Here is a 12640-nt window from a genome sequence, read left to right as displayed (position 1 = left end):
CTTCGTCTGGAGCGTTAGTCTTAAAGTCATGGAAAAAAAATGGCCCCCGGCGCAAGCGACGGAGGCCACGTCATCCTGGTGAACGATTACTGGATCACGAGGGTGTTAATGATGTTTTCAGCGGTTGCCTGCGCTTTTTGCTGATTATCTGCAGGCAGAGTGATCTGCATGGTCAGCAGTTTATTATCTACCTTGCCGAGAACCACGGAGGAGTAAGCGGTCTGGCCTTTGGCGGAGATGATGCTGTCCAGCTGTTGCAGCGTGTGGCCTTTCAGCTCGATAGACTTATTGGTCACCACCTGAAGCTGCGGGTCGCGGCTGCGCTGCTGATCTTCCAGACGTTTGGACAGCACACCCAGATCTTCGCTGGTATCGTCACCGACAATCACAATGACTGCTTTTTGCCCGGTGGCATCGGAGTAGACGTGCATGTTGTTCGCCTGGGTGCCCAGCTTACCGCTCTGATCGGTCATGTCCGCGGGCAGAGAGAAACTGAGTTTGCCATCCATCAGGCTCACCGGCTGACCGGTGGCGTTGCTTTCTGCTGACGCGCCCTGAGCAGGCGTTTTGGTGTCGCTGTTATCACAGGCTGCAAGGCCAACAACCAGCAGGCCAATCCCGACATATTTAACCAGATTGCGCATTGACTTCTTCCTTTCGATAAACGGCCATAGCGGCTCATTCGTTCATCTTATCACAACTGATAAAGCGAACCCTTAACCTGCCTGCAATGCGGAGATTTCAGATTTATCTGCCAGTCTTTTCAGCAGCATATTCAACAGCACGCCGTACATCGGCAGGAAGAAGACCAGGCTGATAAGCACCTTAAAGGCGTAGTCCACCAGAGCGATTTCCATCCAGTGTTCTGCCATGAAGGCGTCCGGGCTGCGCCAGAAGGCAATGAAGAAGAAGGCCAGCGTATCGCTCACGTTACCGAACAGCGTGGAAGCCGTTGGAGCCATCCACCAGCGATGGTTCTGACGCAGGCGGTTAAACACGTGGACATCGAGGATCTGCCCCAGGGCATAGGCCATAAAGCTGGCGGCGGCAATACGCGCGACGAACAGGTTGAAGTGCGTCAGCGCTTCGAAGCCCTGCCAGCTTCCCATGTAAAACAGCGAGGAGATGGCGTAGGAGACAAACAGTGCCGGGATCATCACCGCAAAAATAATCCGCCGCGCCAGCGGTGCGCCAAAAATACGCACGGTTAAATCCGTCGCGAGGAAAATAAACGGGAAACTGAACGCGCCCCAGGTGGTATGGAAACCAAAAATGGAGATGGGGAGCTGTACCAGATAGTTACTGGAGATGATCACCAGCAGATGAAATAGCGAAAGCCAGAACAACGCCTTGACGCGCTGCGATTGTGTAAAGGAGTTCATATTGTACCTTTTTGATTAATATTTGGGGTGAGGGAACCCAATAAAGCCGCCGCATGATACTGCTTTAACGACACTTTGCAATGGCTAATTTTCACGCAATCGTTAACCTGGTTTGCATTGGCGATAGCGGGGCGTAAACTACATCCGTTTTTACCTGAACGAGAAGAACATGACCGACCTGTTTTCCAGCCCAGACCACACGCTTGATGCTCAGGGCCTCCGTTGCCCGGAGCCGGTAATGATGGTGCGTAAGACCGTCCGTAACATGCAGAGCGGCGAAACGCTGCTGATCGTCGCCGATGACCCGGCTACCACCCGTGATATCCCCGGCTTTTGTACCTTTATGGAACATGAGCTGGTGGCGCAGCAAACCGAGACCTTGCCGTACCGGTATTTGATTCGTAAGGGGTAAGTGCGGCCTGACGCCCGGCGGCGCTTCGCTTGCACGGGCCTACGGGTGTAGTAGGTCGGGTAAGGCGCAGCCGCCACCCGACAAGTACTCATCACAATTTCGAACCATCGTTTCAAAATTTCGCGCTTTTTGTGAGGCGCTTCACCCTCCTTTTTCCAGCCGTAGTCTAATTTTTAAACGTCAAAAACTAAAACATCGTTTTAACGCTTATTTCACTACCCTGGAGTTGACTCAATGAAAACGACCCTCAAGCCGTTACTGGCTGCTCTGTGCCTGTCTGCTTTTGCCTGCACCGTTTCTGCCCAGACCATCAAAGCCGCCGATGTGCATCCTGAAGGCTACCCGAACGTGGTGGCGGTTCAGCAGATGGGTGAAAAACTCAAACAACAAACCGATGGCAAGCTGGAGATTAAGGTCTTCCCCGGCGGCGTGCTGGGGGATGAAAAGCAGATGATTGAGCAGGCGCAGATGGGGGCGATAGACATGATCCGCGTCTCTATGGCGCCGGTTGCCGCCATCCTGCCGGATATCGAAGTGTTTACGCTGCCCTACGTATTCCGCGATGAAGACCACATGCACAAGGTGATCGACGGGGATATCGGCAAGCAGATTGGCGACAAGCTGACCGCCAACCCGAAATCGCGCCTGGTCTTCCTCGGCTGGATGGATTCCGGCACCCGCAACCTGATCACCAAAGAGCCAATCGTTAAACCGGAAGACCTGAAAGGGAAGAAGATCCGCGTCCAGGGTAGCCCGGTGGCGCTGGCCACGCTGAAAGCGATGGGGGCGAACTCGGTGGCGATGGGCGTCAGCGAGGTTTACAGCGGCATGCAGACCGGGGTGATCGATGGCGCGGAGAACAACCCGCCAACCTTTATCGCCCACAACTACATGCCGATCGCCAAAAACTACACGCTGAGCGGCCACTTTATCACTCCGGAAATGCTGCTCTACTCCAAAGTGAAATGGGACAAGCTCAGCGCTGACGAACAGCAAAAGATCCTGACGCTGGCCCGCGAAGCGCAGTTCGAGCAGCGCAAGCTGTGGAATGCGTATAACGACCAGGCGCTGGCAAAAATGAAGGCTGGCGGCGTGAAGTTCCACGATATCGACAAAACGGTGTTCATCAAAGCCACTGAGCCGGTGCGCGCGCAGTATGGCGACAAGCATCAGGATCTGATGAAAGCCATCGCTGACGTTCAGTAATCCGGAGTACGTATGTCCGAACTCTACCTGAAGTGGATGGACCGTCTGTACCTGCTCGCAATGGTGGTGGCGGGTCTCTCGCTACTGGTGATGACGATTGTGATCCCCATTGGCATCTTCTCTCGCTATGTGCTCAATCGCGGCGAATCCTGGCCGGAGCCGATCGCCATTATCTGCATGGTGACGTTTACCTTTATCGGCGCGGCGGTGAGCTATCGCGCCGGGTCGCATATCGCGGTCAACATGCTCACCGACCGCCTGCCCGCGTCGCTGCAAAGAGTATGCGCGCGAGTGGTGGATCTGCTGATGCTGCTCATCTCCGGCCTGATGTGCTGGTACAGCTACTGGCTTTGCGTCGAGCTGTGGGAGCAGCCGGTGGCGGAGTTTCCGCTCCTGACCTCCGGCGAAAGCTATCTGCCGCTGCCTGTCGGGTCGGCCATTTTGATCCTGTTTGTGCTTGAACGCCTGCTGTTTGGCTCGCAGGAAAACCGTCCGGTCGTGCTGATCGGCAATCACAGTTAAGGGGTGAACAATGGATGCTTTTGTTTTGTTATTCACCCTCGCCATTTTGCTGGCGCTGGGGATGCCGGTGGCCTTCGCCGTCGGCTTAAGCGCCGTGGCGGGCGCGCTGTGGATTGACCTGCCGCTGGAGGCGCTGATGATCCAGATCACCAGCGGGGTCAATAAATTTACCCTGCTGGCAATCCCGTTCTTCATTCTTGCCGGGGCGATCATGGCGGAAGGGGGCATTGCCCGACGGCTGGTGAATTTCGCCTACGTGTTCGTCGGCTTTATCCGCGGTGGGCTGTCGCTGGTGAACATTGTCGCCTCGACGTTCTTCGGCGCGATTTCCGGCTCGTCGGTGGCGGATACGGCGTCTATCGGCAGCGTGATGATCCCGGAGATGGAGAAGAAGGGTTATCCGCGCGAATACGCGGCGGCGGTGACGGCCAGCGGGTCGGTGCAGGCGATTCTGATCCCGCCCAGCCACAACTCGGTGATTTACTCCCTGGCGGCGGGGGGAACGGTCTCCATCGCCACACTGTTTATCGCGGGCGTGCTGCCGGGCCTGCTGCTGGGCGTGAGCCTGATGGTGCTCTGCCTGTGCTTCGCCCGCAAGCGCGGCTACCCGAAGGGGGACAAAATCCCGTTCAGGCAGGCGCTGAAAATCATGCTCGATGCCCTGTGGGGGCTGATGACGGTGGTGATTATCCTCGGCGGGATCTTGTCCGGGATATTCACGGCGACCGAATCTGCCGCCGTGGCCTGCCTGTGGGCGTTTTTCGTCACCATGTTTATCTACCGCGACTACAAGTGGAGCGAACTGCCGAAGCTGATGTGCCGCACGGTGAAAACCGTCACCATCGTGATGATTTTAATCGGCTTTGCCGCGGCGTTTGGGGCGGTGATGACCTACATGCAACTGCCGATGCGCATCACCGAATTCTTCACATCGCTCTCCGATAACAAGTACGTGATCCTCATGTACCTCAACATCATGCTGCTGCTGATTGGCACGCTGATGGACATGGCGCCGATCATCCTCATCCTGACGCCGGTGCTGCTGCCGGTGACCAATGCACTGGGTATCGACCCGGTGCATTTTGGGATGATCATGATGGTTAACCTGGGGATTGGGCTGATCACGCCGCCGGTCGGATCGGTGCTGTTTGTGGCGAGTGCGGTGAGTAAGCAGAAGATCGAACACGTGGTGCGGGCGATGCTGCCGTTTTATGGTATGTTGCTGGTCGTGCTGGGGATGGTGACGTACATTCCGGCGATTTCATTGTGGTTGCCGGGGCTGTTAGGAATGCAGTGACGCGTGCGGCCTGATGCCCTCACCCCGGCCCTCTCCCGCGGGGAGAGGGGGCAAACACGAGAAACGGCAACCCGGTTGCCGTTTCACTTTTACCTTTGACGCAACAGCCGCAACGCGTTCGCCGTAACCAGCACCGTCGCCCCCGTATCCGCCAGTACCGCCAGCCACAGTCCGGTCATGCCGAGCAGCGTGGTGACCAGGAAAATCCCCTTCAGACCCAGCGCAATGGCGATGTTCTGCCGAATATTGGCGCGCGTCGCCCGCGCAAGTTCTATCATCTGCGCCAGCCCGGTCAGGCGGTTGTGCGTCAGCGCCGCGTCGGCGGTCTCCAGTGCCACGTCGGTGCCGCTGCCCATCGCAATGCCGATGGTGGAAGCTTTCATTGCCGGGGCATCGTTTATTCCGTCCCCGACCATCGCCAGCGGGGCGTTGCTGTTCAGCTCGGTTACCGCGCTGACTTTATCCGCAGGCAACAATCCGGCCTTAAACTCCAGCCCCAGCTCGCCTGCAATCGCCGCCGCCGCGCGCGGATTATCGCCGGTCAGGATCACGCCCTGTACTCCCAGCCTGTGTAGCGCGTCGACGGCCTCTTTCGCATCGTCACGCAGGGTGTCGCGCAGCGCCAGCATGCCCATCGGCACACCGTCCTGCATCACGGTAACGACCGTCTGCCCGGCCTGCTCCAGCGCCTCAACCTGTGGAGTAGAGCGCGCGTCCGCCGCGGCGATCAGCACTTTTTTGCCTTCGACCACAGCTTCAATCCCTGACCCGACCAGCGCTCGCTGGGCCGTTGCCGGAGGGATGTTCAGCCCGCGGCCCTTCGCTTCACGCACAATCGCCTGCGCCAGAGGGTGGGTGGAGCCCAGCTCCACGGCAGCGGCCAGCGTCAGCAGGGCGTCTTCACTGATGTCCTGCGGATACACGCCGGTCACCTGCGGCTTGCCGACGGTCAGCGTGCCGGTTTTATCGAAGGCGATGTGCTGAATCTGGCTCAGCTGTTCCAGCGCCGCGCCGCCCTTAATCAGCGCCCCGCGACGTGCCGCCGCCGCCAGCCCGGAGGTAATCGCCGCCGGGGTGGAGATCACCAGCGCACACGGACAGCCGATCAGCAGCAGCGTCAGCCCTTTGTAAATCCAGCCCTCCCACGGCGCGCCGAAGAACAGCGGCGGGACGACGGTGACCAGCAGCGCCACCAGCATGATGGCGGGGGTGTAAATCCGGCTGAAGCGATCGATAAAGCGTTCTACCGGCGCGCGGCGCTCCTCGGCCTCTTCAATCAGCCTGAGGATGCGGTCGATGGCGCTGTCGCCCGGTTCGGAAATGACCGTCAACTGCACCAGTCGGTCGACGCTGGTGGCGCCCGCAGGCACCTTTTCACCCGCCGCGCGCGCAACCGGGATGGATTCCCCGGTCAGGGCACTTTCGTCAAAACTTGCGGTGGCGGTAACGAGGGCCCCATCGGCTGGCAGACGTCCGCCTGCGGGCACTTCAATCACGTCACCCGGTCGCAGGGTGTTGATGGCGACCGTTTCACGCTGACCATCAATAACCCGCGTGGCGGTTTCCGGCTTTAGCGCCATCAGCGCGCTCACCCCTTTACGCGCCCGGCTCGCCGCCCAGCCCTCAAGGCGTTCGCCAATTAAGAACAGCAGCAGCACCATCGCCGCTTCCGCCGTCGCGCCAATAAACAGCGCCCCGATAGCCGCCACGCTCATCAGCGTTTCGATGGCAAACCAGCTGCCGCTTCTCATCAGACGCAGCGCCTGACGGGCAATCGGGAACAGGCCAACCAGCGTGGTGGCGATAAACGCCAGGTTGCCGAACGGGTGGTTGATCTGCTCCAGCCCCCAGCTCAGGGCCATCATCATGATGAGGGTGATAAGGGGCAGGTTTTCTTTTAGCGGGGACGTTTTTTCTGCGGGCGCCGTTTCGCTGCGCAGGGTATAACCCGCTTTGCTGACGGCGGCTTCAACCTGTCTGCTGACGTCGTTTTCGGCGCTGACCAGCAGCTTTTCGGTAGCGAACAGCACCTGAACGTGGCTCACGCCCGGCACCTGCTTCACCGCGTTTTCCACTTTGCGGGCGCAGGCCGCGCAGTCCATGCCGTTGACGACCCAGCTGTAGTGATTGCCGCTTTCAGGCAGCGTTTGAGTTTGCGTTTCGCATGCGCCCTCGCAGCAGCAGTCCTCTTTTGGCGGAACCGGGCTGAGCTTAAGTGCCGAGAATTGGGGAACTTTTTTAGGTATTTCTGGAGTCGACATGGCAGTCTCCGGTAATGATAATTTTCTCATTAACCGCAGCATACACTCTGGAGTCGACTCCAGAGTCAAGCGTTATTTAGATATACAGTGAACGCACAATCAGGAAGTGTCCGGCAAAGTAACAGGCGGCAGAAATCGCATTATCCGCACGGAAGCGGCGGCGATAGTGGCTGCCCAGCCAGACGATGTTACCCAACAACAACAGTGCGGCACCGAAGAACGCGGACATCGCAGGCGCTGTCGGACGGAAGAACCACAGCTCGCCCGCCAGCCACACCATCACCAGCGTCATGGCGATAAACGTACACACCGGCAGACGCATCTCTTCCAGACGCGACCAGATCACCGCGATCAGCAGGGCGCCAATCACCAGCAGCACCAGCGGCAGCGGCCAGAAGATGGAGAGCGTCATCTGGCTGGCAAAGTAGATGGTATAGAGCAGATGCGACAGGAAGAATGCCCCCACGGCGTACAGCAGACGCTGGCGCGGCAGCAGGGTTAAGGCATCGCCAATCAGGGACGCACACAGCCCCGCGAGGACAAGATAGCTGATGGCGTTAAACATCGGTGCCTGCCAGGCAAGCAACAGCAGGAGCAATAGCGTGACGGGTTTAAACAACCAGCGCTGCCAGGCTGGGCCACGGTAAGACGCATCGACGTAAAGCCATGCGGAAAAACAGACAGCGATAAATGACCAAAGCATATTAACTCCCTGTAACTGTTGAGGCTGAATGATCAGTTTCTGATCCAGTGTAGTGACGCGAGCGGGCGTTTGGCAATGCCGGGGCAGGCGAGGTATCCTGAATTCCGCATAATCTGATGGGATTTTTCAATGAGCAAGATGCCGCTGTTTTTTATTGTCGTGCTGGCGATTATCGTCATTGCCGCCTCGTTTCGCTTCGTGCAGCAGCGCCGTGAGAAGGCCGACAACGATGCCGCGCCGCTGATGCAAAAGCGCGTGGTGGTGACGAACAAGCGCGAGAAACCGCTTAATGACCGCCGATCCCGCCAGCAGCAGGTGACGCCTGCGGGCACAACGATGCGCTATGAAGCGAGCTTTAAGCCGGAAACCGGCGGGCTGGAGATGACCTTCCGACTGGAGGCGCAGCAGTACCACCAGCTGACGGTGGGGGAGAAAGGCACGCTGAGCTACAAAGGGTCGCGGTTTGAAGGGTTTGAACCGGAGCAGTAATTTTCCCCTCACCCCGGCCCTCTCCCCGAAGGGGAGAGGGTGTAAGCGTCCCCTCTCCCTGTGGGAGAGGGTTAGGGTGAGGGCATCAGGCCGCACCTTACTTCTTCACCTGCGCCTTAAACTTCTTCATCCACACCAGCAGCTCAAATACGCCGAAAATAAACACCCGCAGCTGCTGCCAGCCGGTCATCGGTGGGCTATCTTTCGGCAGTCCGTTTTTCAGCATCACCATCTGTAAGGCATGCATGAACGCGGTAAAAATCAGCGCCACGTTAATGAAGATATTCAGCGGACGCGGGAACGGGTGCACCAGATTCAAAATCAAAAAAGCCCAGACGCCCAGCATCAGCAAGCGCCCTACGTTAATCAGTACTGGCATCGGATCCTCCTTGTGCCTGACGGTGATACAGACGATAAGCCACCTGGCCGGCGACCTTCTCGCGGTGCAGATCCCAGTGAACGGGAACGGGCGGTAGACCATTTTCCACTTCGCTTTCAACGTAAATCAGCGCGTCGTCTGCCAGCCAGCCATTTTTTTCCAGCAACGATAATGTCTCTTCCAGCAGCCCTTTACGGAACGGCGGGTCAACAAAGACCACGTTGAACGGCGTCCCCTGTTGCGCGAGGAAGCTCAGCGTGTTGGTATTCACCACTTTGGCGTTGGTTGCTTTCAGCGTAGCCAAATTTTGCTGCAACGTCTGCGCGACGCCGCGCTCCATCTCCAGCAGCGTGGCGCTCGCAGCATAGCGCGACAGCGCTTCCAGCCCTAATGCACCGCTTCCGGCGAAGCAGTCCAGGCAATGGGCGTCTACCATTGACGGGGCGAGCCAGTTAAACAGCGTCTCGCGAACGCGGTCCGTGGTAGGGCGTAAACCGGGGCTGTCCGGCACCGGTAATTTCCGGCCTCGCCACTGACCGCCGATAATGCGAATTTGACCGGCCGGGGCGCGGGTGGGTTTCTTCATCTCAGGAAAGCTCTGTTAACAATGCCCTGCGATTGCGGGCGGTGATGTCAATTAAGTAAAGTGTTAGACTATTTCATCATTTTTTTAGCTTCCCTGTATATAGCGCCGCGAGGAGTGTAGTCGCAGATGGCAAAACAAAAAAAACGTGGCTTCTTTTCCTGGTTGGGTTTCGGTGAAAAAGAGCAAGAAACAGAACAGAAAACCGAAGAACAGCAGGTTGTAGAAGAGCAGTCACAGCCTGAAACGCCTGTCGAAACCGCTGCGGTTGTCGAAGCGGAAGAGCCAGCCCACAGCAAAGAAGAGATTGAATCCTTTGCCGAAGAGGTGGTTGAGGTTACCGAACAGGTTCAGGAGAGCGAAAAACCAGAGCCGGTTATCTTTGAAACCCTTACCGAAGCGCCGCAGGCCGCTATCGAACACGAAGCGCTGCCGCTGCCGGAAGAGGTGAAAGCTGAAGAGGTTTCTGCCGAAGAGTGGCAGGCCGAAGCGGAAACCGTTGAAATTGTTGAGGCGGTGGAAGAAGAAGCGGCCCTTGAGCCAGAGCTGACCGACGAAGAGCTGGAGGCCCAGGCGCTGGCGGCGGAAGCGGCTGAAGAAGCGGTCATCGTCGTGCCGGTGGAAGAGCAGGCCGAAGAAGAGATCGTTCAGGAGCAGGAAAAACCGACCAAAGAAGGTTTCTTCGCGCGCCTGAAGCGCAGCCTGCTTAAAACCAAAGAAAACTTAGGTTCCGGATTTATCAGTCTGTTCCGCGGCAAGAAGATCGACGACGATCTGTTTGAGGAGCTGGAAGAGCAACTGCTGATTGCGGACGTGGGCGTGGAAACCACCCGGAAAATCATCGCCAACCTGACCGAAGGGGCGAACCGCAAACAGCTGCGTGACGCCGAGGCGCTGTACGGCCTGCTGAAAGACGAGATGGGTGAAATTCTCGCAAAAGTTGACGAACCGCTTAATATTGAAGGCAAAATGCCCTTTGTTATTCTGATGGTTGGCGTCAACGGCGTGGGTAAAACCACCACCATCGGCAAGCTGGCGCGCCAGTTTGAGCAGCAGGGCAAATCGGTGATGCTGGCGGCGGGCGATACCTTCCGTGCGGCAGCGGTGGAACAGCTCCAGGTGTGGGGCCAGCGCAACAATATTCCGGTCATTGCCCAGCACACCGGCGCGGATTCCGCGTCCGTGATTTTCGATGCCATCCAGGCGGCGAAGTCGCGTAACGTGGACGTGCTGATTGCAGATACCGCAGGGCGTTTGCAGAACAAATCGCACCTGATGGAAGAGCTGAAGAAAATCGTTCGCGTCATGAAGAAGCTGGACGAAGATGCACCGCATGAAATTATGCTGACTATCGACGCCAGCACCGGACAGAACGCCATCAGCCAGGCGAAGCTGTTCAATGAAGCGGTAGGACTGACCGGGATCACGCTGACCAAGCTGGACGGCACCGCGAAAGGCGGGGTGATCTTCTCCGTGGCCGACCAGTTCGGCATTCCTATCCGTTATATCGGTGTGGGCGAGCGTATTGAGGATTTACGTCCGTTTAAAGCGGACGACTTTATTGAGGCACTATTTGCCCGAGAGGACTAACAATGATTCGCTTTGAACACGTCAGCAAGGCCTATCTCGGCGGGAGACAAGCGCTGCAGGGGGTAACATTCCACCTCCAGCCAGGCGAGATGGCATTCCTGACCGGCCATTCCGGCGCGGGGAAAAGTACCCTGCTCAAGCTGATCTGTGGGATCGAGCGGCCAAGTGCCGGGAAAATCTGGTTCAGCGGCCATGAAATTAGCCGTCTTAAGAACCGTGAAGTGCCGTTCCTGCGTCGTCAGATTGGCATGATTTTCCAGGATCACCACCTGCTGATGGATCGCACGGTTTTCGATAACGTCGCGATCCCGCTGATTATTGCCGGCGCCAGTTACGATGATATCCGCCGTCGCGTTTCGGCGGCGCTGGATAAGGTCGGGCTGCTGGACAAAGCGAAGAACTTCCCGATCCAGCTCTCCGGCGGTGAGCAGCAGCGCGTGGGCATCGCCCGTGCGGTGGTGAACAAGCCTGCCGTCTTGCTGGCGGATGAACCGACCGGTAACCTGGACGATGCCCTCTCTGAAGGGATCCTGCGTCTGTTTGAGGAATTTAACCGCGTGGGGGTCACGGTACTGATGGCGACGCACGACATGGGGCTTATCTCACGCCGTTCGTACCGCATGCTGACCCTGAGCGACGGGCATTTGCACGGAGGCCACGGTGAATAAGCGTGATGCAATGAACCAGATACGGCAGTTCAGCAACCGGTTTGACCGTTTCCGCAAGCCTCAGGGCGGCGGAGACGGCAATCGCCATGCGCCTAAGCGTGCCAAAGCGACACCGAAACCGAACTCCCGTAAAACCAACGTCTTCAACGAACAGGTGCGCTACGCCTTCCAGGGCGCGTTGCAGGATCTAAAAAGCAAACCGCTGGCGACGTTCCTGACGGTGATGGTGATTGCCATCTCCCTGACGCTGCCGAGCGTCTGCTACATGGTTTACAAAAACGTAAACCAGGCGGCGTCCCAGTACTATCCGTCGCCGCAGATTACCGTTTATCTGGATAAAGCCCTCGACGATAACGCTGCGGCTCAGGTAGTGGGGCAGATTCAGGCCGAGCAGGGCGTGGAGAAAGTGAACTATCTTTCCCGCGATGAAGCGCTGGGCGAATTCCGCAACTGGTCCGGGTTCGGCGGCGCGCTGGATATGCTGGAAGAGAACCCGCTGCCCGCCGTGGCGGTGGTGATCCCGAAGCTCGATTTCCAGGGCACCGATTCGCTCAACACCCTGCGCGACCGCATTACCCGCATCAATGGGATTGATGAAGTGCGCATGGACGACAGCTGGTTTGCCCGTCTTGCCGCCCTGACCGGGCTGGTGGGGCGCGTATCGGCGATGATCGGCGTGCTGATGGTGGCGGCGGTGTTCCTCGTCATCGGTAACAGCGTGCGCCTGAGCATCTTCGCCCGTCGCGATACCATCAACGTGCAGAAACTGATTGGCGCAACGGATGGTTTCATCCTCCGCCCGTTCCTCTATGGCGGCGCGTTATTAGGTTTTTCTGGTGCATTTCTTTCATTGATTTTGTCAGAAATTTTGGTGATGCGGCTGTCGTCTGCCGTCACCGAGGTGGCGCAGGTTTTCGGAACGAAGTTTGATATCAGTGGCTTAGGGTTCGATGAGTGCCTGCTGTTGCTGCTGGTCTGCTCCATGATCGGCTGGGTGGCGGCATGGCTGGCAACGGTTCAACATTTACGCCACTTTACTCCCGACTAATAAAAGCGTGATATAATCTTTCCCTGCACCGAGATGTTCGCTTGCAGGGAAAGCGTCCCTGTTGTCTCTTCCCCTGTAATCATCTTCATGTCACATTTTG

The 12640-nt window shown here is 57.7% G+C and carries 14 protein-coding genes; 8 read left to right on the top strand and 6 right to left on the bottom strand.

Annotated elements, in window-relative coordinates:
* Positions 1-86: 86 nt before the first annotated feature.
* Positions 87-644: a DcrB family lipoprotein gene (locus L2Y28_RS21080; RefSeq protein ID WP_022649677.1), complete on the bottom strand. Its 558-nt coding sequence runs from the start codon at positions 642-644 to the stop codon at positions 87-89.
* A 72-nt stretch (positions 645-716) separates the two neighbouring features.
* A complete protein-coding gene (locus L2Y28_RS21075; RefSeq protein WP_022649676.1) occupies positions 717-1382 on the bottom strand; it encodes a 7-cyano-7-deazaguanine/7-aminomethyl-7-deazaguanine transporter in 666 nt (221 codons plus the stop codon).
* 169 nt (positions 1383-1551) lie between these two features.
* On the opposite strand from L2Y28_RS21075, the gene tusA reads away from it, so the two are divergent.
* The 4 genes from tusA to L2Y28_RS21055 all read left to right on the top strand — a co-directional run bounded on the left by tusA (position 1552) and on the right by L2Y28_RS21055 (position 4819).
* Complete coding sequence (gene tusA, locus L2Y28_RS21070) at positions 1552-1794, top strand: sulfurtransferase TusA (RefSeq protein ID WP_000130627.1); 243 nt, start codon at positions 1552-1554, stop codon at positions 1792-1794.
* Positions 1795-2028: 234 nt separating this feature from the next.
* Positions 2029-3000 carry a TRAP transporter substrate-binding protein gene (locus L2Y28_RS21065; protein ID WP_022649675.1) on the top strand — a complete coding sequence of 324 codons (972 nt, stop codon included), beginning with the start codon at positions 2029-2031 and terminating at the stop codon, positions 2998-3000.
* Positions 3001-3012: 12 nt separating this feature from the next.
* Positions 3013-3522, top strand: coding sequence for a TRAP transporter small permease (locus L2Y28_RS21060; RefSeq protein ID WP_003861278.1), 510 nt, complete (start codon positions 3013-3015; stop codon positions 3520-3522).
* 10 nt (positions 3523-3532) lie between these two features.
* Entirely contained in the window at positions 3533-4819 is a 1287-nt protein-coding gene (locus L2Y28_RS21055; RefSeq protein ID WP_022649674.1) for a TRAP transporter large permease, read from the top strand.
* An 89-nt stretch (positions 4820-4908) separates the two neighbouring features.
* Here L2Y28_RS21055 and zntA read toward each other — a convergent pair whose 3' ends face one another.
* Both zntA and L2Y28_RS21045 read right to left on the bottom strand, forming a co-directional pair.
* Positions 4909-7080, bottom strand: coding sequence for a Zn(II)/Cd(II)/Pb(II) translocating P-type ATPase ZntA (gene zntA / locus L2Y28_RS21050; protein ID WP_022649673.1), 2172 nt, complete (start codon positions 7078-7080; stop codon positions 4909-4911).
* 76 nt (positions 7081-7156) lie between these two features.
* Positions 7157-7783: a lysoplasmalogenase gene (locus tag L2Y28_RS21045; RefSeq protein ID WP_022649672.1), complete on the bottom strand. Its 627-nt coding sequence runs from the start codon at positions 7781-7783 to the stop codon at positions 7157-7159.
* Positions 7784-7912: 129 nt separating this feature from the next.
* On the opposite strand from L2Y28_RS21045, the gene L2Y28_RS21040 reads away from it, so the two are divergent.
* Positions 7913-8272, top strand: coding sequence for a DUF2500 domain-containing protein (locus L2Y28_RS21040; RefSeq protein WP_022649671.1), 360 nt, complete (start codon positions 7913-7915; stop codon positions 8270-8272).
* A 97-nt stretch (positions 8273-8369) separates the two neighbouring features.
* Here L2Y28_RS21040 and L2Y28_RS21035 read toward each other — a convergent pair whose 3' ends face one another.
* Positions 8370-8651, bottom strand: a complete 282-nt coding sequence (locus L2Y28_RS21035) for a DUF1145 family protein (protein ID WP_022649670.1) — start codon at positions 8649-8651, stop codon at positions 8370-8372.
* The gene (rsmD, locus tag L2Y28_RS21030; protein ID WP_022649669.1) at positions 8635-9237 is read right to left on the bottom strand and encodes a 16S rRNA (guanine(966)-N(2))-methyltransferase; all 603 of its coding nucleotides are present in this window, start codon (positions 9235-9237) and stop codon (positions 8635-8637) included. Before rsmD ends, L2Y28_RS21035 begins: the two co-directional genes overlap by 17 nt.
* A 126-nt stretch (positions 9238-9363) precedes the next feature.
* Here rsmD and ftsY point away from each other — a divergent pair, with 126 nt between their 5' ends.
* Genes ftsY through ftsX form a run of 3 tightly spaced genes read left to right on the top strand, consistent with a single transcriptional unit; the run spans position 9364 to position 12540 of the window.
* Entirely contained in the window at positions 9364-10824 is a 1461-nt protein-coding gene (gene ftsY / locus L2Y28_RS21025; protein WP_022649668.1) for a signal recognition particle-docking protein FtsY, read from the top strand.
* Positions 10825-10826: 2 nt separating this feature from the next.
* A complete protein-coding gene (gene ftsE, locus L2Y28_RS21020; protein WP_006812284.1) occupies positions 10827-11492 on the top strand; it encodes a cell division ATP-binding protein FtsE in 666 nt (221 codons plus the stop codon).
* Positions 11485-12540 carry a permease-like cell division protein FtsX gene (gene ftsX, locus L2Y28_RS21015; RefSeq protein WP_022649667.1) on the top strand — a complete coding sequence of 352 codons (1056 nt, stop codon included), beginning with the start codon at positions 11485-11487 and terminating at the stop codon, positions 12538-12540. Before ftsE ends, ftsX begins: the two co-directional genes overlap by 8 nt.
* Positions 12541-12640 lie beyond the last annotated feature (100 nt).

Source organism: Enterobacter sp. JH25, from assembly GCF_021725435.1.
GTDB lineage: Bacteria > Pseudomonadota > Gammaproteobacteria > Enterobacterales > Enterobacteriaceae > Enterobacter > Enterobacter intestinihominis.
Note: the sequence above shows the minus strand (reverse complement) of the source record. Positions and strands in the feature narration are given on the sequence as shown.

Bases quoted from the DNA above. Each gene is read 5' to 3' on its own strand.
- L2Y28_RS21055 (WP_022649674.1), top strand. From the start codon at position 3,533: ATGGATGCTTTTGTTTTGTTATTCACCCTCGCCATTTTGCTGGCGCTG.
- zntA (WP_022649673.1), bottom strand. From the start codon at position 7,080: ATGTCGACTCCAGAAATACCTAAAAAAGTTCCCCAATTCTCGGCACTT.
- ftsE (WP_006812284.1), top strand. From the start codon at position 10,827: ATGATTCGCTTTGAACACGTCAGCAAGGCCTATCTCGGCGGGAGACAA.
- ftsY (WP_022649668.1), top strand. From the start codon at position 9,364: ATGGCAAAACAAAAAAAACGTGGCTTCTTTTCCTGGTTGGGTTTCGGT.
- L2Y28_RS21075 (WP_022649676.1), bottom strand. From the start codon at position 1,382: ATGAACTCCTTTACACAATCGCAGCGCGTCAAGGCGTTGTTCTGGCTT.
- tusA (WP_000130627.1), top strand. From the start codon at position 1,552: ATGACCGACCTGTTTTCCAGCCCAGACCACACGCTTGATGCTCAGGGC.
- L2Y28_RS21040 (WP_022649671.1), top strand. From the start codon at position 7,913: ATGAGCAAGATGCCGCTGTTTTTTATTGTCGTGCTGGCGATTATCGTC.
- L2Y28_RS21045 (WP_022649672.1), bottom strand. From the start codon at position 7,783: ATGCTTTGGTCATTTATCGCTGTCTGTTTTTCCGCATGGCTTTACGTC.
- L2Y28_RS21065 (WP_022649675.1), top strand. From the start codon at position 2,029: ATGAAAACGACCCTCAAGCCGTTACTGGCTGCTCTGTGCCTGTCTGCT.
- L2Y28_RS21080 (WP_022649677.1), bottom strand. From the start codon at position 644: ATGCGCAATCTGGTTAAATATGTCGGGATTGGCCTGCTGGTTGTTGGC.
- rsmD (WP_022649669.1), bottom strand. From the start codon at position 9,237: ATGAAGAAACCCACCCGCGCCCCGGCCGGTCAAATTCGCATTATCGGC.
- L2Y28_RS21035 (WP_022649670.1), bottom strand. From the start codon at position 8,651: ATGCCAGTACTGATTAACGTAGGGCGCTTGCTGATGCTGGGCGTCTGG.
- L2Y28_RS21060 (WP_003861278.1), top strand. From the start codon at position 3,013: ATGTCCGAACTCTACCTGAAGTGGATGGACCGTCTGTACCTGCTCGCA.